The sequence below is a fragment of the Amycolatopsis sp. lyj-90 genome, assembly GCF_046549035.1.
Lineage (GTDB): Bacteria > Actinomycetota > Actinomycetes > Mycobacteriales > Pseudonocardiaceae > Amycolatopsis.
Map to the genome: position 1 here is coordinate 255,452 of NZ_JAJPWP010000003.1, position 22,935 is coordinate 278,386.

Annotated in this window: 25 protein-coding genes; 14 read left to right on the forward strand and 11 right to left on the reverse strand. The window is 68.0% G+C overall.

The window, feature by feature from the left end; translation table 11 throughout:
- Window positions 1-101 precede the first annotated feature (101 nt).
- The 5 genes from ACLJPX_RS12625 (at window position 102) to ACLJPX_RS12645 (ending at window position 5,381) form a co-directional block, all read left to right on the forward strand.
- Entirely contained in the window at window positions 102-473 is a 372-nt protein-coding gene (locus ACLJPX_RS12625) for a hypothetical protein (protein ID WP_410600232.1), read from the forward strand.
- A gap of 514 nt (window positions 474-987) precedes the next feature.
- On the forward strand, window positions 988-1,668 hold the full coding sequence (gene pdxH / locus ACLJPX_RS12630; RefSeq protein WP_101610812.1) for a pyridoxamine 5'-phosphate oxidase: 681 nt from the start codon (window positions 988-990) through the stop codon (window positions 1,666-1,668).
- A gap of 339 nt (window positions 1,669-2,007) precedes the next feature.
- A complete protein-coding gene (locus tag ACLJPX_RS12635) occupies window positions 2,008-3,291 on the forward strand; it encodes an MFS transporter (protein WP_410600233.1) in 1,284 nt (427 codons plus the stop codon).
- A gap of 24 nt (window positions 3,292-3,315) precedes the next feature.
- Window positions 3,316-3,900: a DUF3558 domain-containing protein gene (locus ACLJPX_RS12640; RefSeq protein ID WP_410600234.1), complete on the forward strand. Its 585-nt coding sequence runs from the start codon at window positions 3,316-3,318 to the stop codon at window positions 3,898-3,900.
- A 95-nt stretch (window positions 3,901-3,995) separates the two neighbouring features.
- The gene (locus ACLJPX_RS12645) at window positions 3,996-5,381 is read left to right on the forward strand and encodes an APC family permease (RefSeq protein WP_410600235.1); all 1,386 of its coding nucleotides are present in this window, start codon (window positions 3,996-3,998) and stop codon (window positions 5,379-5,381) included.
- Window positions 5,382-5,386: 5 nt separating this feature from the next.
- Here the strand turns inward: ACLJPX_RS12645 and ACLJPX_RS12650 are convergent, their stop codons facing one another.
- The 3 genes from ACLJPX_RS12650 to ACLJPX_RS12660 are packed head-to-tail and all read right to left on the reverse strand — an operon-like array spanning window position 5,387 to window position 7,622.
- The gene (locus ACLJPX_RS12650) at window positions 5,387-6,214 is read right to left on the reverse strand and encodes an MBL fold metallo-hydrolase (protein ID WP_410600236.1); all 828 of its coding nucleotides are present in this window, start codon (window positions 6,212-6,214) and stop codon (window positions 5,387-5,389) included.
- Window positions 6,211-7,041, reverse strand: a complete 831-nt coding sequence (locus tag ACLJPX_RS12655; RefSeq protein ID WP_410600237.1) for an MBL fold metallo-hydrolase — start codon at window positions 7,039-7,041, stop codon at window positions 6,211-6,213. The genes ACLJPX_RS12650 and ACLJPX_RS12655 overlap by 4 nt, the downstream gene beginning before the upstream one ends.
- Window positions 7,041-7,622: a TetR/AcrR family transcriptional regulator gene (locus ACLJPX_RS12660; RefSeq protein ID WP_410600238.1), complete on the reverse strand. Its 582-nt coding sequence runs from the start codon at window positions 7,620-7,622 to the stop codon at window positions 7,041-7,043. Before ACLJPX_RS12660 ends, ACLJPX_RS12655 begins: the two co-directional genes overlap by 1 nt.
- A 115-nt stretch (window positions 7,623-7,737) precedes the next feature.
- Here ACLJPX_RS12660 and ACLJPX_RS12665 point away from each other — a divergent pair, with 115 nt between their 5' ends.
- Window positions 7,738-8,523 carry an aminoglycoside adenylyltransferase domain-containing protein gene (locus ACLJPX_RS12665; protein WP_410600239.1) on the forward strand — a complete coding sequence of 262 codons (786 nt, stop codon included), beginning with the start codon at window positions 7,738-7,740 and terminating at the stop codon, window positions 8,521-8,523.
- Here the strand turns inward: ACLJPX_RS12665 and ACLJPX_RS12670 are convergent.
- Window positions 8,500-10,008 (reverse strand): fatty acyl-CoA synthetase, encoded by a 1,509-nt coding sequence (locus ACLJPX_RS12670; protein ID WP_410600240.1) that lies wholly within the window; start codon window positions 10,006-10,008, stop codon window positions 8,500-8,502. The genes ACLJPX_RS12665 and ACLJPX_RS12670 overlap by 24 nt on opposite strands.
- A 112-nt stretch (window positions 10,009-10,120) precedes the next feature.
- Here ACLJPX_RS12670 and ACLJPX_RS12675 point away from each other — a divergent pair, with 112 nt between their 5' ends.
- From ACLJPX_RS12675 to ACLJPX_RS12690, 4 genes are all read left to right on the forward strand, one after another.
- The gene (locus tag ACLJPX_RS12675; protein ID WP_410600241.1) at window positions 10,121-11,026 is read left to right on the forward strand and encodes an aldose 1-epimerase family protein; all 906 of its coding nucleotides are present in this window, start codon (window positions 10,121-10,123) and stop codon (window positions 11,024-11,026) included.
- Window positions 11,026-11,511: a GNAT family N-acetyltransferase gene (locus ACLJPX_RS12680; RefSeq protein WP_233222942.1), complete on the forward strand. Its 486-nt coding sequence runs from the start codon at window positions 11,026-11,028 to the stop codon at window positions 11,509-11,511. The genes ACLJPX_RS12675 and ACLJPX_RS12680 overlap by 1 nt, the downstream gene beginning before the upstream one ends.
- Before the next feature lie 11 nt (window positions 11,512-11,522).
- Entirely contained in the window at window positions 11,523-12,752 is a 1,230-nt protein-coding gene (locus tag ACLJPX_RS12685; protein WP_410600242.1) for an amidohydrolase, read from the forward strand.
- A gap of 67 nt (window positions 12,753-12,819) precedes the next feature.
- A complete protein-coding gene (locus ACLJPX_RS12690) occupies window positions 12,820-13,359 on the forward strand; it encodes a hypothetical protein (protein ID WP_410600243.1) in 540 nt (179 codons plus the stop codon).
- Between the two features lie 62 nt (window positions 13,360-13,421).
- Here ACLJPX_RS12690 and ACLJPX_RS12695 read toward each other — a convergent pair whose 3' ends face one another.
- The gene (locus ACLJPX_RS12695) at window positions 13,422-14,567 is read right to left on the reverse strand and encodes an acyl-CoA dehydrogenase family protein (protein ID WP_410600244.1); all 1,146 of its coding nucleotides are present in this window, start codon (window positions 14,565-14,567) and stop codon (window positions 13,422-13,424) included.
- A 103-nt stretch (window positions 14,568-14,670) separates the two neighbouring features.
- On the opposite strand from ACLJPX_RS12695, the gene ACLJPX_RS12700 reads away from it, so the two are divergent.
- From ACLJPX_RS12700 to ACLJPX_RS12715, 4 genes are all read left to right on the forward strand, one after another.
- Window positions 14,671-15,267 (forward strand): TetR/AcrR family transcriptional regulator, encoded by a 597-nt coding sequence (locus tag ACLJPX_RS12700; protein WP_101610797.1) that lies wholly within the window; start codon window positions 14,671-14,673, stop codon window positions 15,265-15,267.
- Window positions 15,268-15,315: 48 nt separating this feature from the next.
- On the forward strand, window positions 15,316-16,257 hold the full coding sequence (locus ACLJPX_RS12705) for a carbohydrate kinase family protein (RefSeq protein WP_410600245.1): 942 nt from the start codon (window positions 15,316-15,318) through the stop codon (window positions 16,255-16,257).
- Between the two features lie 192 nt (window positions 16,258-16,449).
- On the forward strand, window positions 16,450-17,766 hold the full coding sequence (locus ACLJPX_RS12710; protein ID WP_101610795.1) for a citrate synthase: 1,317 nt from the start codon (window positions 16,450-16,452) through the stop codon (window positions 17,764-17,766).
- A 114-nt stretch (window positions 17,767-17,880) separates the two neighbouring features.
- Window positions 17,881-19,230: a cryptochrome/photolyase family protein gene (locus ACLJPX_RS12715; protein ID WP_410600246.1), complete on the forward strand. Its 1,350-nt coding sequence runs from the start codon at window positions 17,881-17,883 to the stop codon at window positions 19,228-19,230.
- Window positions 19,231-19,293: 63 nt separating this feature from the next.
- Here ACLJPX_RS12715 and ACLJPX_RS12720 read toward each other — a convergent pair whose 3' ends face one another.
- From ACLJPX_RS12720 to ACLJPX_RS12745, 6 genes are read right to left on the reverse strand one after another with little or no spacing between them, the layout of a single operon-like run.
- Window positions 19,294-20,484, reverse strand: a complete 1,191-nt coding sequence (locus ACLJPX_RS12720; protein WP_410600247.1) for an ABC transporter permease — start codon at window positions 20,482-20,484, stop codon at window positions 19,294-19,296.
- Window positions 20,481-21,407, reverse strand: coding sequence for an ABC transporter ATP-binding protein (locus ACLJPX_RS12725; RefSeq protein WP_410600248.1), 927 nt, complete (start codon window positions 21,405-21,407; stop codon window positions 20,481-20,483). Before ACLJPX_RS12725 ends, ACLJPX_RS12720 begins: the two co-directional genes overlap by 4 nt.
- Window positions 21,404-21,634, reverse strand: coding sequence for a hypothetical protein (locus tag ACLJPX_RS12730; RefSeq protein WP_076158848.1), 231 nt, complete (start codon window positions 21,632-21,634; stop codon window positions 21,404-21,406). The genes ACLJPX_RS12725 and ACLJPX_RS12730 overlap by 4 nt, the downstream gene beginning before the upstream one ends.
- Window positions 21,631-22,086 carry a hypothetical protein gene (locus ACLJPX_RS12735; RefSeq protein ID WP_410600249.1) on the reverse strand — a complete coding sequence of 152 codons (456 nt, stop codon included), beginning with the start codon at window positions 22,084-22,086 and terminating at the stop codon, window positions 21,631-21,633. The genes ACLJPX_RS12730 and ACLJPX_RS12735 overlap by 4 nt, the downstream gene beginning before the upstream one ends.
- Window positions 22,083-22,637: a hypothetical protein gene (locus ACLJPX_RS12740; RefSeq protein WP_410600250.1), complete on the reverse strand. Its 555-nt coding sequence runs from the start codon at window positions 22,635-22,637 to the stop codon at window positions 22,083-22,085. Before ACLJPX_RS12740 ends, ACLJPX_RS12735 begins: the two co-directional genes overlap by 4 nt.
- Window positions 22,634-22,903: a helix-turn-helix transcriptional regulator gene (locus tag ACLJPX_RS12745; RefSeq protein WP_005155992.1), complete on the reverse strand. Its 270-nt coding sequence runs from the start codon at window positions 22,901-22,903 to the stop codon at window positions 22,634-22,636. The genes ACLJPX_RS12740 and ACLJPX_RS12745 overlap by 4 nt, the downstream gene beginning before the upstream one ends.
- Window positions 22,904-22,935: the final 32 nt, after the last annotated feature.

Below are 22,935 nucleotides of genomic sequence, written 5' to 3' on the forward strand. Positions count from 1 at the left end.
CAACGGGCGGTGTCCCGGCCGGTGGGCAACCCGGTGCCGCCGGAGGCGCGTCCATCGGGTGACGGGTGAAATCTTCGCCCGTCTCCTGGAGGGAGCAGAAGATGAAATTTCGTTCGGCCGCGTTGTGCGTCGCGGGGGCGGCGATCGTGTCCACGATGGTCGGAGCGGGACAGGCGAACGCGACCAGACCGTCCAGTCTTGTCTTGAGTCCCAACGCCATCGTCGCAGGTGGGACGGTGACCGCGGACATCTATTGCCTGCGCCCGTCCGGGGCCGGCGAGCTCGCGAAGACCCTCGTCGCGGACGGGCTCGCCGCGCCGATTCCCTTGCGGGTGGTGGGGGACGGCGGCACCGGCGGCATCGGTGTCGCGTTGCGGGGCGACGGTCCGGTGGGGACGGTGCCGGGCCGGTACACGGCGTCGTACGACTGTTGGGGATGGATTGTTCGCGCGGAGTTCACTGTCACGAACTGACAGGGCGGGACAGAAGAAGCGAAGGCCGGTTTCGGGATTTCGACCCTCCCGAGGGCGGCCTTCGCCGCGTCTCGCGATCGAGAGGCTTGGCACAACTCGTGAGTATGTGTCGCGAGGGTAATTTCTATCGTTTGACAGAATTAGACGCGCCCTAGGGGCGATGAGGCGGGCGATGGGCCGAATGTCGTAATCAATTGTTCGAAATCAGGGAAAAGGGCGGCGGGAGAATTGTCGAAGGGTCGCCGATTTTCGAATAATAAGTTTTCGTGAATTCAAGGGCTCGTGAGTGGCAAGGACGGTTCTAACCGTCCTTGCCACTCACGAGCCCTTGATCGATCAGGGACCGGCAGGTAACCGGGAGGTAACGGCTTGCGGTCCGGCGGTTACGCACAGATGATCAACCGGGGGTGGCGGGTGTCACCGTTCAGTGGGTTTCGCCGCCGCCTTCTAGGCAATACCGTCGGCGGCAAAGCCGAAGTCACAGATGCCCTGACCGGGTGCGGAGGTTTGGCGGATGATGCCGGAGATCAAGGATGGCGTGGACGGTGACGCCGTCGTGCGCCTGCCCGGAATGCGCGTGGCCTACGAAGGGGCCGCGTTCGACGAGTCCGCGCTGGCGGAGACCTGGACCGCTCAGCTGCAGGACTGGCTGAACCAGGCCGTCTCCGCCGGGGTCGCCGAACCGAACGCGATGGTGCTCGCCACGGCCGATCCGGAGGGCAGGCCGTCCTCGCGGACCGTCCTGTGCAAGGGCCTCGACGAACGCGGCGTCGTGTTCTACACGAACTACACGTCGACGAAGAGCCACGACCTCACCGCGACGCGCTACGCGTCGATCACCTTCCCGTGGTACGCCCTGCAACGTCAGGTCCACGTGCGCGGCGAGGTCGAGAAGGTCAACGTCGCCGAGACCGCCGAGTACTGGGCTTCCCGCCCGCGAGGCTCGCAGCTCGGGGCCTGGGCTTCGCCCCAGTCCCGCGTCGTCGACGGCCGCCGCGCCCTCGAGACCGCGCTTCACGGCATCGAGCGCCGCTTCGCCGACGTCGAGAAGATCCCGTTCCCGCCGCACTGGGGCGGCTGGCGCATCCGGCCCGACGTCGTCGAGTTCTGGCAGGGCCGCGAGGACCGCATGCACGACCGGCTCCGCTACGTCCGCACCGACGACGGCTGGCAGATCGAGCGCGTCGCGCCGTGATGTTGGCCAGCGCGCTGACGAAAAGCGCGCCGAAGGGGCGCCGAGCCGCTTGCAACTCGCGTTGGGAGCGGAGGGCGCCCCTTCATCGCGTTTTCGTGGGCCTGCGGCCCAAAAGAGGGCGCGCGGCGGTGAAGTCTCCCCGTCGCGCTGGCGCGCTCCCGGGAGACGCGTGGGGTCACCGGGCCTCGGTCGCCTGAGCCTGGGCTGAAGGGGACTTTCCCCGCATCTCACGTGGTGAAAGCGCCCTTCGCCGCGTCTGACGTGGTGAAGGGGGCCTTCGGGTGCGGGTGACATAAATCGCGCGCATTTGGTTAGTTAGCGCGGCTAAGCTGTCGGGTTGTGAGTGACGACGTGGGGGTTGAACAACGCAAGGGTGTCCGCAAGCTGTTCGGCTCGATCGTCGTGGACACCCGGCCGCTCAAGATCCCCGCGTTCCGCCGCCTCTGGCTGTCCACCGCGGTCACGGCCGTCGGCAGCCAGCTCACTGCCGTCGCGGTCCCCAAACAGGTCTTCGACCTCACCGGTTCGTCGGCCTACGTCGGCCTGACCGGCCTGGTCGCCCTGGTCCCGCTGCTCGTCTTCGGTCTCTGGGGCGGCGCCATCGCGGACGCCGTCGACCGCCGCAAACTCCTGCTCGTCACCAACGTCGGGGTCACCGTCACTTCGGCGGTCTTGTGGCTCCAGGCGTTCCTGAACCTCGGCTCCGTCTGGCTCGTCCTCGCGCTGCTGGCGGTCAACCAGGCGTTCTTCGCGATCAACATGCCGACCCGCGGCGCCGTCGTCGCCCGGCTGGTGCCGGACAACCTGATCGCGCCCGCGACCGCGCTGAGCAGCACGATGTCCACCTTCGGCGCGGTCTTCGGACCGCTGCTCGCCGGTTCGCTGATCCCGATCCTCGGTCTCTCGACGCTCTACCTGATCGACGTCGTCGCGCTGACCCTGACCCTCATCGCGGTCTGGAAACTGCCCCCGATCCCGCCGCTCGGCGAGATCGCGCGCCGCGCCGGGATCCGCGACATCATCGACGGCTTCAAGTATCTGGCGACGCAGAAGATCCTGCTGGCCTCCTTCCTCGTCGACATCATCGCGATGGTCGCCGGCATGCCGCGCGCGCTGATCCCGGAGATGGCCGAGCGCACCTTCGGCGACCCGCCCGGCGGCGGCCCGGCACTGGGCTGGCTCTACGCCGCGCTCCCGGCGGGCGCGATGCTGATCGGTCTCTTCTCCGGCTGGCTGACGAGGATCCAGAAGCAGGGTGTCGGCGTGATCGTCTCGATCTGCGTCTGGGGCGGCGCGATCGTCGGCTTCGGTCTCGCGAATTCGCTGTGGCTCGCGGTCTTCTTCATGGCACTCGCCGGCGCCGCCGACATGGTCAGTGCGATCTACCGGATGTCGATCCTCCAGGTCGCCACCACCGACGAGATGCGCGGACGGCTGCAGGGCGTGTTCACAGTCGTCGTCGCGGGCGGCCCGCGCATCGCCGACCTCACCCACGGCTGGGCCGCCGCCGGTGTCGGCACCGCGGCCGCGGCCTCCGGCGGCGGCGTCCTGGTCATCGTGCTGGTCATCGCGGCGGCGTTCCTGATCCCGTCCTTCTGGCGGTACCGGGCCCCGGTGGACTGATTCGCCGGGGCTATCGTCGGATCCATGCGTATTTCACGGGCGATCGTCCTGTTCGCCGCTGTCATCGCGACCCTTTCCGCCTGTTCTTCCGGGGACGGGAAGCCGGACAACGCGGCCAAGCCGTCGAGTCAGGCTCCCGCTCCGTCCACCGCCCCGAGTTCCTCGGCCGCTCCCACCGGTGGCGCCGGTGCGAAGGAACCGTGCGCGCTGCTGCCCGCCGAAGCCGTCGGGAAGGCGACCTCCCTCCAGGGCGTGACGTCGGCGCCGGGCCCGGTTCAGGACAACGCCGCGAACGGCGGCAAGGCCAAGAGCTGTGTCTACTCGGCCGCCGGCAAACAGATCGGCGCGCTCGCGGTGACCCGCTTCGAGAAGAACCCGATCAAGCCCGCCGAGATGGTCGCCGCGCTGAAGAAGGCGAAGCCGGGCGCGAAGGACGTCGCCGGTGTCGGCGAGGGCGCCGTCTACTACACCGACGAGAACAAGACCGCGACGCTGGCGGCCGCCGAACTCGTGAACGACGTTCCGGTGCTGGTCAACTACACCGGGCCGACGAAGATGACGCAGGAGATGATGGCCCCGCTGGTGAAGACCGCGGTCGACGCCAACTGACCGGATTACCCAAAACCCCGGTTCGCCAACCCGTGACGAAGAACTGACCAAACCGGACTGTCGGCCACAGAGGTGATACGGCACACTCTTGCCGCATGGCGGACACGACGACGACAGAACAGACCGGGCCGACCGGTCAGCCGAGCCTCAAACGGGTCATGGGTTCCAAGCTCCTGCTGTTCTTCGTGGTGGGGGACATCATCGGGACGGGCGTCTACGCGCTCACCGGACAGGTCGCGGGCCGGGTCGGCGGCGCGCTGTGGCTGCCGTTCCTGATCGCGTTCGTGGTCGCGATCATGACCGCGTTCAGCTACCTGGAACTGGTCGGCAAGTATCCGCAGGCGGCGGGTGCGGCGCTCTACACGCACAAGGCGTTCAAGATCCGCTTCCTCACCTTCATGGTGGCGTTCGCGGTGATGTGTTCGGGGATCACGTCGGCTTCGTCCGCCGCGAAGGCGTTCGGGGACACCTATCTCGCCGAGTTCATCACCGCGCCGATGCCGCTGGTGGCGATCCTGTTCGTGATCGGGCTCGCGCTGATCAACTTCCGCGGGGTCTCCGAATCGGTGAAGACCAACGTGGTGCTGACCTGCATCGAGATCGGCGGTCTGCTGATCATCATCGGCGTCGGCGTGTGGGCGGTGCTGAACGGCAACGGGGACGCTTCGCGGCTGGTCGAGTTCGACACCGAGAACCAGACGATGCTGGTGGCGATCACCTCGGCGACGTCGCTGGCGTTCTTCGCGATGGTCGGCTTCGAGGACTCGGTGAACATGGCCGAGGAGTGCAAGGACCCGATCCGGATCTTCCCGAAGGCGATGCTGTGGGGCATGGTCATCGCCGCGACCATCTACATCCTGGTCTCCGTCACTTCTTCGCTGCTGGTGCCCGCCGACGAGCTGGAGGCCGCCAAGAGCAGTGCGCTGCTGAAGGTGCTCGACGTCGGCGCCCCGGGATTCCCGCGTGAGGTCTTCTCCGCGATCGGCCTGTTCGCGGTCATCAACTCGGCGCTGATCAACATGCTGATGGCCAGCCGTCTGCTCTACGGCATGGCGAACCAGCGGATCATCCCGAAGCAGCTGGGCACGGTGCACCCGTTCCGCCGCAGCCCGTGGGTGGCGATCGTGTTCACCAGCGTCATCGCCATCGGCCTGGTGTCCTTTGTGGACATCAGCGTGCTCGGTGGTACGACGGCCTTGCTGCTGCTGGCGGTGTTCGCCATCGTCAACGTCGCGGTCCTGGTGCTGCGCAAGGAGAAGTCGGCGCACAAGCATTTCCGCGCGCCGACCGTCATCCCGGTGCTGGCCGCGATCTTCTGTCTCTACCTGGTGACCCCGCTGTCCGGGCGGCCCGCCCGTGACTACAAGGTCGCCGCGATCCTGCTCGGCGTCGGCATCGTGCTGTGGGGGATCAACTGGCTGGTCATGCGGGCGACGCACAGCGAGGAAGACCGGCGGCCCATCGAGCCGCCGGTCGGCTGACCTCGTTACCCGCGGCTGAGCGACTGGTATTCGACCGGGCTGTGGGCCGAGAACACGGTGATCTCGTCGGCGTGTTCTCGGCCCAGCTCGCGCAGTCGTTCGACGTTCTCCAGTCGCGGTTTGCGCAGGGTCTGCACCATGTTCTGGAAGACGGTCATCCCCGGCGTGCAGTGCGGCTTCACCGGATCCATCTGACCGTGGAAGAAGTACGCGTCGCCCGCGTGCAGCAGCCAGCCGTCGCCGGTGTCGACCGCCACCCCGGTGTGGCCCTTGGTGTGCCCCGCGAGCGGTACCAGCAGGATCTCCGGCGGCAGGCCCTTGAGTTCGCGGACGGCCTGGAAACCGAACCATTCGTCCCCGGCCTCGTCGTACTTGCTCCACAGTGGACGGTGGGCGAACTGGTTGGCGCGGAACCGGAGCTTCTCGCTCTGGTTGGACGGTGACGTCGCCGCGTCGTGCTCCGCCGTGCGGACGTGCACGACGGCGTTCGGGAAGTCCGCGAGCCCGCCCGCGTGGTCGACGTCGAGGTGCGTGCAGACGATGTGCCGCACGTCCTCCAGCTTGTGGCCGAGCGCTTCGACGTGGTGGGCCGCCGTCTCCGTCTCGACCGGCTTCGCGCCGACCATCACCGTGAACGGCGTGCCGAGCCAGGCGCCCGGCCGGGCCACCCCCTGACGGCCGAAGCCCGTGTCCACCAGCACGAGCCCGTCGCCGGTCTCGATGAGCAGGCAGTGCGCCACCAGTTCGGCGCGGCGCAGCAGCCCGGGCTGGCCGTCGAGGAACTTGCCTCCCGCCGGGCGCATCGTGCCGCAGTTCAGGTGGTGGACCTTCATAGCCTGCTCCTCTGGCTGAGCCGTGCGAATGCGGTGGCGTCGTGCGCGGCGAAGACCGTCACCTCGTCACCGTTGTTACTGACAAGTTCGCGCAGCCGGCGCTGGTTGTCCAGTCGTGCCGTTTTCTCCGTCTGCATGTACGACTCGAAGAAGCCCAGCGCGAAGGGGAGGTGAGGCTTTCGCTCCAGCTCGCCGCCGTGGAAGACGGCGTCGCCCGCGTTGAGGAGCCAGCCGTCCCCGGTGTCGACCGCGATCCCGGCGTGCCCGCGGGTGTGCCCGGCGAGAGGGATGATCAGGACGTCCGGGACCCCTTCGAGCTCGCGGACGGCGTCGAAACCGAACCACGGCTCGCCGTCGGCGCGGTACGAGCGCCAGATCGGGCCGTGGTCGAACTGGACCTTCCGGTAGCGGCTCGCTTCCTTGCGGTCGATCGGCTTCTCCAGCGCCTGGAGCTCGCGAGCGTGGACGTGGACCCGCGCCCGCGGGAAGTCGACGAGCCCGCCCGCGTGATCGAGGTCGAGGTGGGTCAGCACGATGTCGCGTACGTCGGCGGGGTCGAAGCCGAGCTTGCGGATCTGCGTGGTGGCGCTGAGGTCGTCGTCGCTGTCGGGGTGTACCAGCCGGACGAACCCGGCGCCGAGCCATTCGACGGGCCGGGTGACGGTCGGGGTGCCGACGCCGGTCTCGATGAGCACGAGCCCGGTTTCGGTCTCCAGCAGAAGGCAATGGCAGATCAGTTCCGCTCGGCGGAACAGCCCCGGCCTGCCGTCGACGAGTTTGCCGCCGACCGGCCGCATGGTCCCGCAGTTGAGGTGGTGGACGCGCATCAGGACAGCTCCCGTTCGAGTGTGGTGCGAAGGTGAGGGGCGATCGCGCGCAGCGGCGCGGTGTCGTGCAACGTCTTGGCCAGCAGCAACCCGCCCTCGACGGCGGCGAGGACGACCGTCGCCAGCTGGTCCGCCTTGCCGGTGTCCAGCGTGTTCGGCCGGTTCAGCGCTTCGGCGATGAGGGTGTGCCAGGAGGTGTAGCCGTCGGCGCAGGCCTGGCGGATCGCCTCGCTGTCACCCGACGCGTCGAGCGCGACCGTCGCGAGTGGACACCCGCGCTGGAAGTCCGACTCCTCCAACGAGGTCGCCAGCGCCTCGACGACGTTCTCGACGCCGGTGATGATGTCGGGCGAGCTCGCGACGATCGCGCGCAACATGTCGCAGAGGCGCTCGGCGGACTGGCGGATGGCCTCGGCGGCCAGCTGCTCCTTGCCGCCGGGGAAGTGGAAGTAGAGCGATCCCTTGGGCGCGCCGACGGCGGCGACGAGCTGGTTGAGACCGGTGGCGTGGTAACCCTGCTGGTGGAAGAGCTCGGCGGCGGAATCGAGCATGCGCTGCCGGGTGTCGGTGCGGCGGACCATGCGGCCGACTGTAGCCAAAGTATGACGACCGGTCTAGTAAGTACTCTGAGGCTCGTGAGTGGTAAGGACGGTTCTAACCGTCCTTACCACTCACGAGGACGTAGCGTTGGCCATCGTGCACACGCCTTACGTGGAACTCGACGAAGTCCTCACCGGCCTCGTCGCCTCAGCCCGCGAGATCCTCGGCGACACTTACGTCGGCGCGTACGTTCAGGGCTCCTTCGCCCTCGGCGCCGGCGACCTCCACAGCGATTGCGACTTCATCATCGCGACCACCGAGCCCCCGAGTGGCAAGGCCGAAGCCGACCTCCGCGTGCTCCACGACGAACTCCCCACGCGCGAAGGCTTCTGGTGCAAGGAAATCGAGGGCTCGTACGCGGACGTGGGGTCCTTGAAAAGCGGCCAAGGGCTCGGCACACCGTGGCTGTACTGCGATCACGGCCATCGCGTCCTGATCTGGGACACCCACTGCAACAGCCTCCACACTCGCTGGATCCTGCGCCATCGCGGCATCGTGCTCGACGGCCCGCCGATCGCGAGCCTGGTCGACGACCCGGCACCGGAAGCGCTGCGCGCGGCGATGCGTGAGGAGTTGCACGGGCTCATCGACGGCGTCCGGACGTGGGCGCCCTTCGAGCTCGCTTGGACCCAGCGCTATATCGTGTCGACTTATTGCCGCGTGCTCTACACCCTGCGCACGGCCGAGGTCGAGTCGAAGCGCGGCGCGCTCGAATGGGCTCGCGAGAACCTCGATCCGCGGTGGCGGCCGCTGCTCACGCAGGTGTTGCGAGACCGCGAACTCGGCTGGGATCCGGAGGATCCGCCGCGTCCGGGCAGTCTCGAAGCGGCTCGCGAGTTCGCCGCGTACGCCGAGTCGCTAGACGCCGATCGCGGACGCTGACCCGCCGAACCGCTGCCGCAACTCGCGTTTCAGCAGTTTCCCGGACGCGTTCTTCGGCAACTCGTCGACGAAATGCACCGATTTCGGCACCTTGTGCGCCGCCAGCGACTTCTTGGCGAACTCGATCAGTTCCGCTTCGCCGACGGACTCCTTCACCACGACCACCGCGGCGATCGCCTCGATCCAGCGTTCGTGCGGCAGGCCGACGACGGCGGCCTCGGCGACGGCGGGATGCGCGTACAGCGCGTCTTCCACCTCGCGCGACGCGACGAGCACGCCGCCGGTGTTGACGACGTCCTTGATCCGGTCGACGACGAACAGATAGCCCTCTTCGTCCTGGCGCACCAGATCGCCGGAATGGAACCAGCCGCCCGCGAACGCTTCCACGGACTCTTCGGGTTTGCCCCAGTAGCCGGTGCACAGCTGCGGAGAGCGGTACACGACCTCGCCGAGTTCGCCCGGCGGGAGGTCGTTCATCTCCGCGTCCACCACGCGCGTCTCGACGAACAGGACCGGGCGGCCGACGGAATCCGGCCGCTCGTCGTGCTCTTCGGGCTGCAGCACTGTCGCGAGTGGACCGATCTCCGACTGGCCGAAGCAGTTGTAGAACCCGACTCCCGGCAGTCGCGCCCGCAACTTCTCCAGCACCGGGACGGGCATGATCGACGCGCCGTAGTAAGCCTTGGTGAGTCCGCTCAGATCCGCGTCGCCGAGGCCGGGATGGTTCGCGAGTCCCACCCAGACGGTCGGCGGGAAGAACAGGGAAGTGACGCCCTGACGCGGGATCCGCGCGAGGACGTCGCCGAGATCGGGTGCCTCGACGAGGTGGTTCGTCGCGCCGACGGCGAGGCCGGGCATGAGGAACACGTGCATCTGCGCCGAGTGGTACAGCGGCAGCGCGTGCAGCGGCACGTCGCGGTCGCTCAGGTCGAGCGCGGCGATGCAGGACGAGTACTCGTGCACCAGCGCGCGGTGGGTGAGCATCGCGCCCTTCGGCCGGGAGGTCGTCCCGGACGTGTAGAGCAGCTGGACGAGGTCATCGTCCGCGACACCGGATTCCTCGTGCGGGGCGACGGTTTCGTCCAGTGCCCAGTCGAGAATGTCCGAAGTGGACGCATGAGCGGACGTCACGTGCCCGGCCAGCGCGGGATCGACGAACGCGACAGCGGGTTCGGACTGCGTGAGCAGGTACTCGAGTTCTTCGCCGCGCGCGTTGAAGTTCACCGGTACGTGCACCAGCCCGGCCCGCGCGCAACCGAGGTACAGCAACAGGTACGCGTCGGAGTTCTTGCCGAAGGCCGCGACGCGGTCACCGTGGACGAGACCGCGGCCGAGCAGTTTCGCCGCGACCCGGCCCGCAGCGCGGTCGAGTTCCGCGTAGGTCCACACGCGATCGGCGAACGTGAGCGCGACCCGGGCCGGGACGCGCCGCGCGCTCCGCTCCAGGACACGGCCGACGGTGCTGGGATAGCCGGGAACGGTCATCGCGGCGGTCTCCTTCGTCCGGGCGTGGCATTCCCACAGTACTTTCCCGGCTGTGCTTCCCCGCACTTTTCCCGGTGACGCGTCCCCCTCGGCCGCCGGTAACCTCGTCCGCATGGCCAATCCCACCGGAGAGCAGTTCGAGATCACCCGCGGCAACGCGCGCGCCGTCATCACCGAGATCGGCGCCGGGTTGCGCGCGTTCGAGGTCGGCGGGGTGCCGTACGTCGAGGCTTTCGCCGAGGACGAGAAGCCGCCGAAGGGTGCCGGGCAGGTCCTGTTGCCCTGGCCGAACCGCACCAAGGGCGGCCAGTGGGTCCACCAGGGTGAAAAGCAGCAGCTCCCGATCACCGAGGAGGCGCGCGGCAACGCGATCCACGGTCTCACCCGGCACGAAGAGTGGGAACTGCTCGAACACGCGGAGTCGTCGATCACCCTGGCCGTCGACGTCCCGGCGCAGGAGGGCTGGCCGGTACCGCTGCGCGCGACGATCACCTACGAGATCTCGCCGCGCGAGCTGGTCGTGACGCACGAGATCCGCAACGAGGGCGAGAGCCCCATCGGCGTCGGGCTCGGCACGCACCCCTACTTCCGGATCGGTGACGTGCCCACCGACGAGCTGACCCTGACGCTGCCCGCGAGCCGCGTCCGGCCGTACCTCGGTGACGAGCAGATGCCGTACGCCGACGAGCAGGACGTCGAGGGGACCGAGTACGACTTCCGGCACGGCAAGGTGCTCGAAGGCGTCGACCTGGACACGGCGTTCGGCGGGCTGAGCGTCGCCGAGGACGGCAACCACCACCACGTCCTCTCGCACGGCGAGCAGGAGCTGGTGGTCTGGGCGGGGCCGGACTTCCACTGGGCGCAGGTGTTCACGCCGGACGACCTGGTCGGCCGCGGCCGGGCGGTGGCGATCGAGCCGATGACCTGCCCCGCCGACGCGCTCAACACCGGTACCGACCTGATCGACCTGGAGCCCGCCTCCTCGTGGACCGGGAGCTGGGGAATCCGGGTCCGCTGATGACGTCGCCGCTCCGGCTGGGCCCCGTGGACGCGGGCGAAACGCTCACACTGCAGCGCGCGGCCTACGTGCCGGAGGCGAGGACGCACCGGAACCTGGACCTCCCGCCGCTGCTGGAGACCTTCGAGCAAGCCGAGGAGGCCCTGGGCGATCCCGCGTGTTTCGCCTGGGGCACCAGGGAATCCGGACGGCTGGTGGCGAGCGTCCGGATCGTCGTGGACGGCGAGGCCGGTCTCGTCGGCAGGCTCATCGTGGCCCCGGACAGGCAGGGACACGGGCTCGGCAGCTCGTTGCTGCTCGCCGCCGAAGCGGCCATGCCGGAGTCGGTGACCGTGTTCCGCCTGTTCACGGGAGAGCGGAGCATCGGTCCGCTGCGGATGTACTCGAAGCTCGGCTACGTCGAAACGCACCGGACGCCCGAGGCGGACTACGAGCTGGTCCACTTTGAAAAGCCCCGTGTGGTTCCCGGCGGCCCAGTTCGTTAGCGTGTCAAAGTATGTCGAACAAAGCACTGGTCAAGGCCATCGTCGGTGGTTACGTCGTCCCGGTCGACGGTGATCCCCTCGACGGCGGCACGGTCCTCATCGAGAACGGGAAGATCGCCGCTGTCGGCACCGCCGCCGACGTCGAGGTCCCCGAAGACGCCGAACTGATCGACGCCGCGGGCACCTGGGTGCTGCCCGGGTTCATCGACGCGCACGCCCACCTCGGCGTCCACGAGGACGGCGAAGGCTGGTCGGGCAACGACACCAACGAGATGACCGACCCCAACGGCGCGCGGTTCCGGGCGATCGACGGGATCGACCCGTACGAGCCCGGTTTCGACGACGCGCTGGCAGGCGGCGTCACCAGCGTCGTGATCAAGCCCGGCTCCGGAAACCCCATCGGCGGGCAGACGATCGGCGTCAAGACCTGGGGCCGGACCGTGCTCGACATGATCTTCGCCGAGAGCGTCAGCGTGAAGAGCGCGCTCGGCGAGAACCCGAAGCGGGTCTACGGCGAGAAGAAGCAGACGCCGTCGACCAGGCTCGGCGTCGCGTCGACCATCCGCGACGCCTTCACCGCCGCGCGCAACTACGCCGCCAAGCGCGACCACGCCGCCGGTGAGGGCAAGCCGTTCGACGTCGACCTGACCAAGGAGACCTTGGCCAAGGTCCTGGACGGCGAGCTGTACTGGGACCAGCACGTCCACCGCGCCGACGACATGGTCACCGCGATCCGGCTGGCGGAAGAGTTCGGCTACAAACTGGTGATCAACCACGGCACCGAAGGGCATCTGATCGCGGACCTGCTCGCCGAGCGCGACGTGCCGGTGATCCTCGGCCCGCTGTTCACCACCAAGTCCAAAGTGGAGCTGCGCAACCGCACCCTGCGCGCGCCCGGCATCCTCGCCAGGGCGGGCGTGCGGATCGCGATCACCACGGACCACCCGGTCGTGCCGATCAACTTCCTGGTGTACCAGGCGGCGCTGTCGGTCAAGGACGGCCTCGACCCGGAGACCGCGCTGAAGGCGCTGACCGTCAACCCGGCCGCGATGCTGGACCTCGACGACCAGGTCGGTTCGCTGAAGCCGGGGCTCGACGCCGACGTGGTCCTCTGGTCGGGTGACCCGCTGGACGTGATGAACCGCGCCATGCGGGTGTTCGTGCGCGGACGCGAGGTCTACCACTTCGACGAGGAGGCCGGGGTCGGCGTCACCGAGGAGCGCCGGTACCGCGAAAGCTGACTTCGCCCTTGTCAGGGGTGAGTGACCTGTGCTCTCATGTGTTACATATGGGGAGGGCTTGTAACACATGAAGCGCTGGGTTTTCGTCCTGATCGTCGGTATCGGGTTCTTGGTCGTCACTTTGCTGTTCTCGCGCGAGAACCCGGATCTCATCAAATGCGGCGGCAAGATCATGTCGCCCGGTGACGTCTGCGAGACCACGAAGAACGGCCGCAGCACCGGCGAGGACACCTACGCCGAGATGAAGGCCGCGGCCGAATCCCGTGCGGAGACGTTCCGGAACCACGGGGTCTGGATGGCCGGGGTCGGGGTCGTGCTGACCGGCTTGGGCGCGACGATGGTCATCCGCGGGAAGCGGCGCAAGGCGCGCGACCTTGTCGCAGCCGCGGCTCAGCAGGGATTCCCGCAGCAGCAGGCATTCCAGCAGCCGCACGGCGCTCAGGCTGCCCCGGGATACCCGCCGGGGCAGCCCGGGCCTCAGTGGCAGCCGGGGCCGGGGCAGCAGCCATATCCGCCGCAGGCGGGGTGGCCACAGCAACCGCCGCAGGGCGGCCCGCCACAGCAGTTCGGCCCACCGCCACAGCAGTTCGGTCCGCGAGGGTACTGAAACTGGTCCGGCCTCGTGAGTGGTAAGGACGGTTCTAACCGTCCTTACCACTCACGAGGCTGTCAGGCCTTCCGCAGTTCCCGCGCGATCACCATGCGCTGGATCTGGTTCGTGCCCTCGAAGATCTGCGGCACCTTCGCCTCCCGCATGTACCGCTCCACCGGGAAGTCCTTCGTGTAGCCGGCGCCGCCGAGGACCTGCACCGCGTCGGTGGTCACCTTCATCGCGCCGTCGGTCGCGACGAGCTTCGCGATCGACGCCTGCCGCTGGAACGGCAGCCCGCAGTCGCGGCGGCGGGCCGCGTCGAGGTACATCGCGCGCGACGTCTCGACGGTCGCGGCCATGTCGGCCAGCAGGAACTCCAGGCCCTGGAACTCGATGATCGGCCGCCCGAACTGCGTGCGGCCCTTCGCGTACTCGAGGGCCTCGTCCAGCGCGGCCTGCGCGAGCCCGACGGCGCACGCGGCGATGCCCAGCCGTCCGGAGCTGAGCGACGACAGCGCGATCTTCAGCCCTTGGCCTTCCTCGCCGATCCGCCGCTCGGCGTCGACGACGGCGTCCTCGAACATCAGCTGCGCGGTGGTCGACCCGGTGAGGCCCATCTTCCGCTCGGGCGGCGCGGCCGAGAGACCCGGAGTCGACGCGTCGACGAGCAGGCAAGTGATGCCCTGACCGCCGTCGTCGCTCGTGCGCACCATGGTCGTGTAGAAGTCGGCCTCGCCCGCATGGGTGATCCACGCCTTCGTGCCGTTCACGACGTACTGATCGCCCTCGAGCCGAGCGCGGGTCGAAAGGGCCGCTGCGTCGGAGCCGGCGTGGGTCTCCGAAAGGGCGTACGCGCCGAGCAGATCACCCTCCAGCATGTCGGGCAGCCAGCGGTCGCGCTGCGCGTCGGTGCCTTCGTGCGCCAGCGCGAAGCAGGACATCGTGTGCACGGAGAGCCCGACGCCGACGGACATCCACGCGGCCGCGATCTCCTCGAGAACCTGCAGGTAGACCTCGTACGGCAGGTCGCCGCCGCCCCAGCGTTCCGCGTACGGGAGGCCGAGCAGGCCCGCCTGTCCGAGCAACCGGAACTGTTCACGCGGGAAGTGCGCGGTCTCTTCGTACTTGCTCGCGATCGGAGCGAGTTCCTCGCGTGCGATCTCCTTGGCCAGGTCGATCAGATCCTGGGCCTCGGTGCTGGGCAGCAGACGGTCCGCCGGCATGGCTCCTCCGAGCTGAGCTGTACTAAAAACAGTACTGTGGGCTGATTCAGCGTACAGTAGAAGGCGCTGAGGGGATACCGTCCGCGTAAGGGATAGTGATCCGATGACCGAGAGCAAGACCCGGCGCCGCCAGCCCACCGCGCGTCAGCGAGCGTTGCTTTCGGAACTCGAAGCCCTCTTCCTCGCCGAGGGGTTCTCCCAGTTCACGCTGGACGACCTCGCCGCCAGGCTCCACTGCTCGAAGTCGACCCTCTACGCGCTCGCCCCGAGCAAGGAGCAGCTCGCGGTCAAGGTCGTCGCCCACTTCTTCAAGGGCGCCGCCGAGCTGCTGGAGGAGCGGATCGCCGGTATCGACGACGCCCGCAAGATCCTCGGGGAGTACCTCGCCGGGATCTCCGAATACCTGAATCGCGCCTCGGCCGCTTTCATGACCGACATCGCCGAATTCGCCCCGGCGCGGGACGCGTATCAGCTCAACAGCCGCGCCGCGGCCCAGCGGATCCGGTCGTTCATCGATCGCGGCGTCACCGATGGTGTTTTCCGCGAGGTGCACGCGCGGCTGATCGCGGAAATGGCGGGGTTGATCATCGAGGGAATCCAGACCGGCGTGGTCGGCCAGCGCGCCGGGGTGACCGACGCGGAAGCCTTCACCGCGCTGTCGGAACTCTTGCTCGGCGGGCTCGCCCCGAAAATGTCTTGAAATGACAATTCTGGTGGGATTACCACCGCCTCGGCTAGCATCGCGCCCGTGATCGTCGTGGGTGGAGAGGCGCTGGTCGACCTCGTTCCTGGTGAACCGTTGGATTCCACTGTGGACGGTGGGTTGCGCGCGCTGCTGCCCCGGATGGGTGGTGGTCCGTACAACGTCGCGCTCGCCGCCGGGCGCCTCGGCGTCCCGACGGGCTTCTTCTCGCGTGTCTCCAATGACCGTTTCGGTGTCGCGCTGGTGGACCGGCTGTACGCCTCCGGGGTCGACACCGCCTTGCTGCAGCGGGGAAACGAGCCGACGACGCTCGCCGTCGTCGCGCTCGACGAGAAGGGCTCGGCGCAGTACACCTTCTACACCGAGGGCACCGCGGACAGGCTGGTCGGCGATCCCGGCGCGCTGCCGGAAAATGTGACGGCGCTCTCGCTCGGCACGCTCGGCATGGTCCTGGAACCGGGTGCGAGCACGTACGAAACCATGTTGCGCCGTGAAGCCGCCCGGGGTGTCCTGACCGTCCTCGACCCGAACATCAGGGCGGCGCTGATCACCGATCCGGCGGCGTACCGGGCGAGGTTCGAGTCCTGGCTGCCGCATGTCCGGCTGCTCAAGATCTCCGACGACGACACGGAATGGCTCGCCGAAGGCGCCGATCCGGTCGACGCCGCAAAGGTCTGGACCTCTGCCGGGGTCGACGCCGTGGTGCTCACCCGCGGCGCGCAAGGGTTGTCCGTCATCACACGGGCGGGCGAAATCGCTCGGGTCCCGTCACGCCGTGTCGCCGTTGTCGACACGATCGGCGCCGGTGACACCGTGCAAGGCGCGCTGCTGGCATGGCTGTACTCGAACGGGGTGCGCGACGTGTCCACTCTCGACGCCGACGGCTGGCGTTCGGCGCTCGAATTCGCGGCGAAAGCGGCGTCGATCACCGTCTCGCGGAGTGGGGCGGAACCGCCGACGGCCGAAGATATGGCATCCGCCGTGTGAACCTGGTCCCAAAGGGGCTGTTGTGAGCAACTCACCCGCTGCGCGTTGACCCCATTCTCGACTAGCGTGGTGGGGAATTCATACCCCAGCGGGGCGGTGTGCAGCGAGGCCATGGGTCACGCGCGTGAAAGAGGGCGTACCTGTGGAACCTACAGGCGCCGCCGGCCCGTGCTGAACGTGAGAGGGACTTACATGTCCGACGCGACGACGGCTGCGGGGCAGTCCGGCGAGACCGCGACGCTGCGCCTGCCCAATGGCGAGCACGAGTTCAAGGTGATCCACCCGGTCGAGGGCGCACCTGGGATCGAGCTGGGGAAGCTGCTGGCGACGACCGGGTACATCACCCACGACCCGGGGTTCGTGAACACCGGTGCCGCGTCTTCGGCCATCACCTACATCGACGGTGACGCCGGCATCCTGCGCTATCGCGGCTACCCGATCGAGCAGCTGGCCGGGAAGTCGACCTTCATCGAGGTCTCCTACCTGCTCATCTACGGCGAGCTGCCGACCCAGACGCAGCTGGCGGAGTTCACCGAGAAGATCCAGCGCCACACCCTGCTGCACGAAGACCTCAAGGCCTTCTTCAGCGGCTTCCCGCGCGACGCGCACCCGATGCCGGTGCTCTCCAGCGCGGTATCGGCGCTGTCGACCTTCTACCAGGACTCGCTCAACCCGTTCGACGAACCGAACGTGGAGCTGTCCACCATCCGCCTGCTGGCCAAGGTCCCGACCCTGGCCGCGTACGCGTACAAGAAGTCCGTCGGGCAGCCGCTGCTGTACCCGGACAACTCGCTCGGCCTGGTCGAGAACTTCCTGCGGATGACCTTCGGCTTCCCGGCCGAGCCCTACGAGGTCGACCCGGACGTCGCCAAGGCGCTCGACCTGCTGTTCATCCTGCACGCCGACCACGAGCAGAACTGCTCCACCTCGACCGTGCGCCTCGTCGGCTCCTCCGAGGCGAACCTGTTCGCCTCGATCTCGGCGGGCATCAACGCGCTCTTCGGCCCGCTGCACGGTGGCGCCAACAGCGCGGTGCTGGACATGCTCGAGGGCATCCAGGCCGAGGGCGGCGACGTCGCGAACTTCGTCACCCGCGTGAAGAACAAGGAAAAGGGTGTCCGCCTGATGGGCTTCGGGCACCGGGTCTACAAGAACTACGACCCGCGCGCGAAGATCATCAAGAACACCGCGGACGAGATCCTCTCCAAGCTCAAGGGCGGCGACGAGCTGCTCGACATCGCGAAGAAGCTGGAAGAGACCGCGCTCTCGGACGACTACTTCATCGAGCGGAAGCTGTACCCGAACGTCGACTTCTACACCGGCCTGATCTACCGGGCGCTCGGCTTCCCGACGAAGTACTTCACCGTGCTGTTCGCGCTCGGCCGCCTGCCGGGCTGGATCGCGCACTGGCGCGAGATGATCCAGGACCCGGCCACCAAGATCGGTCGCCCGCGGCAGATCTACACCGGCTCCGCGGAGCGTGACTACACGCCGATCTCGGAGCGCTGATCCCGGCTCCGTCAAGCGCTATGAAAGGCCCGTTACTTGCAAAATTTGCAAGTAACGGGCCTTTCATAGCATCCGGGACTGCACACACCGACGGCACCGCTTAGGGTTTCCCGGGTGACCAGAGAAGCCCCCGTAGTGCTGTGGTTCCGCCGCGACCTCCGCCTAGGCGACCACGCCGCCCTGCTGGAAGCCTCGAAGCACAGCAAGCACGTTCTCGCGCTGTACGTCCTCGACGACGCGCTCCTCAAACCTTCCGGCGCCCCGCGCGTCGCGTTCCTGCACGGCTGTCTCGAGGCGCTGGACGACCAGCTCGGCGGGCGGCTCATGCTCGTCAAGGGCGATCCGGTCAAGGAGGTCGTCAAGGCGGCCCGCGAGATCGGCGCCTCGGCCGTGCACGTCAGCGCGGACACCGGGCCGTACGGCCGCCGCCGCGACGACGAGGTCAAGAAAGTCTTGGCGGAGCACGACATCGCGTGGACCGAGACGGGATCCTCGTACGCGATCACACCCGGCCGGGTCACCAAGCCGGACGGCGACCCCTATCGCGTGTTCACCCCGTTCTACCGCGCGTGGGTGCGCCACGGCTGGCCGCGCCCCGCGGACACCGGGAAGGACATGGTGGACTGGGTGGAGCCGCCGTGTTCGGTCAAGCTCCCGAAATCCCCTTCGCTCAAGGGAATGGAGCTGCCGGAGCCCGGCGAGAAGGCGGCGCTGGAGCGCTGGCACGAGTTCCTGGACGACGGCCTCGAGACCTACGACGAAGACCGCGACCGTCCGGATCGCCCCGGGACGACCAAAATTTCGCCTTATCTGCGATGGGGTTGTGTTCACCCTCGTACCTTGCTGGCGGACCTCGCCGGGAACGAGGGGTCCGGCGCGCAGTCTTTGCGCGGCGAGTTCGCGTGGCGCGAGTTCCACGCCGACGTCCTGTTCCATCGCCCCGAAACGGCGCGGAAGAATTACGATTCCCGCTTCGACGCCATGGAACATGAGAGCGACGACGAGGCTTTCAAACGGTGGTGCGAAGGGCGCACCGGATTCCCGATCGTCGACGCCGGGATGCGGCAGCTGCTCGCCGAGGGCTGGATGCACAACCGCGTCCGGATGATCGTGGCGAGCTTCCTGGTCAAGGACCTGCATCTGCCGTGGTGGCTCGGCGCGCGGTATTTCATGCGGCATCTGGTCGACGGCGATCTCGCGTCGAACCAGCTGAACTGGCAGTGGGTCGCGGGCAGCGGCACCGACGCCGCGCCGTACTTCCGGATCTTCAACCCGACCACGCAGGGCGAGAAGTTCGACCCGTCCGGCGAGTACGTCCGCCGCTACGTCCCCGAACTCCGTTCCGTGCAAGGGAAAGCCGTGCACAAACCGAAGGACGTCAAGGGCTACCCCGCGCCCATGGTCGACCACGCCCACGAACGCCAAGTCGCCCTGGAGCGCTACGGCGCCATCAAAGGCACCTGAACGCAGTGAAGGCCCCCTTCCCTCGGTCAGCCGAGGGAAGGGGGCCTTCACGCGCGAAGCGGTTCAGCCCTTCAGGGCGTCGGTCAGCTTGATCCGGCTGCCGACCCGCAGGACGCTGTTCTGGTAGATCCGCGCGCCCAGCCAGGTGAACAGGGCGATCGCGCCCACGGTCAACCCGAGCGACAGCGCGATCTCCCACCCCTCGACGGTCCCGGCCGCGATCCGGGCGGGCATCAGCACCGGCGACAGCAGTGGCACCAGGGAAAGGATCTTCGTGCCCGTGCCTTCCGGCGACTGCGCCAGCAGGTTGAACCCGACGACGAAGCCCAGGATCAGCACGATGTTGACCGGGCCGATCACCGACTGGGTGTCCTCCTGCCGGGAGACCAGCGAACCCATCGCGCCGTAAAGGATGGCGTACAACAGGAACCCGAGCAGGTACCACACCACGCCCCACAGCAGCGCGCTCGTCGCGACCCCGGACAGCGTCAGCACGTTGGTCGCCGACGCGACTATCAACCCGGCGCCGCCGATGATCACCAGCTGCGTCAGGCCGACCAGGCCGAGCCCGATCACCTTGCCCAGCAACAGATGCCATGGCCGGACGGTGGACAGCAGGATCTCCACGACCCGGCTGGACTTCTCTTCGACCACGCCCTGGGCGACCAGCGTCCCGTAGGTCACGATGCTCATGTACAGCAGCACCGCCACGATCAGCCCGATCACCATCCGCTGGGCCTTCTCCGGATCCGGCGGTTTGATCGAGTCGACCTCGACCTGGGTGTCGGTGACCGTGCGCATCACCTGCTCCGGGTTCTCCACGGCTTCGGAAAGCTTGCCGTTGAGCACTTCCTGCTGTGAGACGCCGGTCAGCAGGGCACGCAGCTTGTTGTCCAATTCGGACTTGACGAGCACCTTCAGCTCGGTGGCGTTGCCGGAAAGCAGCGCGTCGAGGTCGCCGTTCTCGACCTGCGACCGGCCATCCGCCGGATCGGCGACGGTGACGGTCTCGATCTTCTCGCCGACCGCCGTGCCCGCGGTCTGGAGCTGCTGCGCGATCCCGGCGGTCTGGCCGGTGAGCCCGATCTTGCTCTTGTCCTCGTTGCTGATCAGCGTCGACTGCAGCAGGACGTAGCCCATCAGCATGACCAGCAGCACGGCGGTGCCGATCACGAAGGACCGGGTGCGCAGCCGCGTGTTCAGCTCACGTTTGGCGATGAGCCAGACAGCGCGCCAGGGTGAGACGGTGTTCATGCGGAAACTCCTTGTGCGGCCGGCTTCTCGGCGACGGCGTCGCGGAACAGCTCGGTCAGCGAACGCCTGCGTTTGCTGAATTCGGTGACCGGACCGGTGGCCAGTGCCGCGGCGAGCACGGCCTGATCGTCGGCGTGGGCTTCGAGTTCGAGGATCGTCGTCGGGCCGTTCTGCTCGGCCGACCGGACACCGGGAACGGCCGAAGCCCAGCCGGGCGAGGAGTGGGGCGCGGTGACGACGAGGCCGTTGCCCGCGTCGGCGGTCAGTTCGCCGACGGTGCCGGAGGCGACCATCCGTCCACTTCGGATGATGCCGACCCGGTCGCAGAGCCGCTCGACCAGATCGAGCTGGTGGCTGGAGAACACCACCGGCACCCCGGTCGCGGCCTTCTCGCGCAGCACCCCGCTCATCACGTCCACGGCCAGCGGGTCGAGGCCGGAGAACGGCTCGTCCAGCACCAGCACCGTCGGATCGTGCACCAGCGCGGCCGCGAGCTGCACCCGCTGCTGGTTGCCGAGGCTCAGTTTCTGGACCTCGTCCTTGCGGCGTTCGGTCAGCCCCAGCCGGGAGATCCAGTTCTCGGCGCTGCGGTGGGCGTCGTTGGCCGACATCCCGTGCAGCTCCGCGAGGTAGACCAGCTGCTCCAGCACCTTCATCTTCGGGTACAGCCCGCGTTCCTCCGGCATGTACCCGATATGCGTGCGGGTCTCGTGCGTGATCGGCGCGCCGCCGAGCCGCACCTCGCCGCCGTCGGCCGCCAGCACGCCGAGGACGATCCGCATCGTGGTGGTCTTGCCCGCCCCGTTGCTGCCGACGAACCCGAACAGCTCACCGGGCTGGACCTCGAAGCTCACCTCGTCCAGCGCGACCTTCGCGCCGTAACTCTTGGAGATCCGGTCGATCTCCAGCTTCCCCTCGCTCATTTCCACTTCCCCTCCTCGAAATACCGCACCAGCGCCGTGAAACCCCGGTGGACGCCGGAGACCGTGCGGTTTCGCTGGACCAGTCCGTCCAGCTTGACGTTGCTCACCACCGAAGTGGCCCGGTACACCAGGATCGCCCGCCCCGCCCCGGCGAGGACCCCACCGGCCACCAGCACGACGGCGACCATCCCGATGGACACCTTGTAGCGCTTCTTGTCCCCGGTCATGCCGGAGTCACCCCCTCGTAGTCTTCGGGGTCGTCGTCCGGCAGTTTCCACGCGAGCCAAAGTGCCGGCAGCGACGTCCCGAAGACGAGTAACGCCGCTGTCATCGCGGCCAGCAGGGAACCGGAATCCGGTCGGCCGGCCGCGTAAAGCCCATATCCGAGATCCACCACCATCAGCAGGCAGATCCCCTGGAAGGCGCTGTAGTGCGCCCTTCCGCGCAAGTGCAGTTCACGTTCGTCGAGATCGCTCGCCGCGGACCCGGGTCTGCCGACGGCCTTGCGCAGCACCGCCGCGGTGCCGACGCAGAGACACAGTCCGGGCCCCATCAGGCCGACGGCGAACCACAGCGTCGGCTCACGGAGCAGGGCCGCTCCGACGATCACGACGAGATGGCCGATCACGGCCGCGACGGCGAGGCGACGGCGGTCCGACCTGGTCCGGGTGACGGTCACGTGGGGCTCACCTCTTCGAAGTCCTGGAAATCCTCGGGATCGTCGTCCGGCAGCGACCAGCCGAGGATGACGGCGGCCAGCGTGGTGCCGGTGACCAGCAGCGCGGCGCCCATCATCGCGCCGCGTCCGCCGCCGTCTTCGGTGCCGGAGACGATCAGGGCGTAGAACACGGCGACGACCATGAGCGCGACCAGCACCTGATAGCTGACGAAGGTGGCGCGATGGCGCCATTCCCGCTCACGCTCGTCGAGCCGGGTCGAGAACCCGCCGCTCATCTTGCCGGTGAGGATCCGCAGCAGGTAGTGGGCGCCGCCGGCGAGTAAGGAACCGCCGAACCAGCCCACGAGGAAGACCAGGTCGGGCGCTGTCTTGAAGAAGACGGCGCCGGAGATCAGGAGCAGGTCACCCGCCACCACGAGCACGCTCAACGTCCTCCGCCGCTTCCGCGTGCGCCAGCCCGGCAGTCGCAGTGCCCGCTTGCGCTCCACTTCCTCCAGCCGTTCGAGCTGGCGTTCCCAGTACGCCGCCAGGCGTCCCCGCTTCTCGCTCATGTTCCCCCCTCCCGGTAGACCTGAGTGGACAGTGGCGTGAACGGTTCGCGGCTGAACACGGCCTCGACCGGCAGGTCGAACACCGCGCAGATGCGAAACGCCAGGTCCAGGCTCGGGTAGTGGTCCCCCCGTTCGAGCGCGCCGATGGTCTGCGGATTGACCTCGACCGCCGTCGCGAGGGCGGCCCTGCTCAGTCCGCGCTCCGCCCGGAGCACCGGAAGCCGGTTGTAGATCGGCAGCTCTTTGCCGCGTCTGACCGGGCTCATGGAACATACTGTTGCAAAAACCCAACGACTCG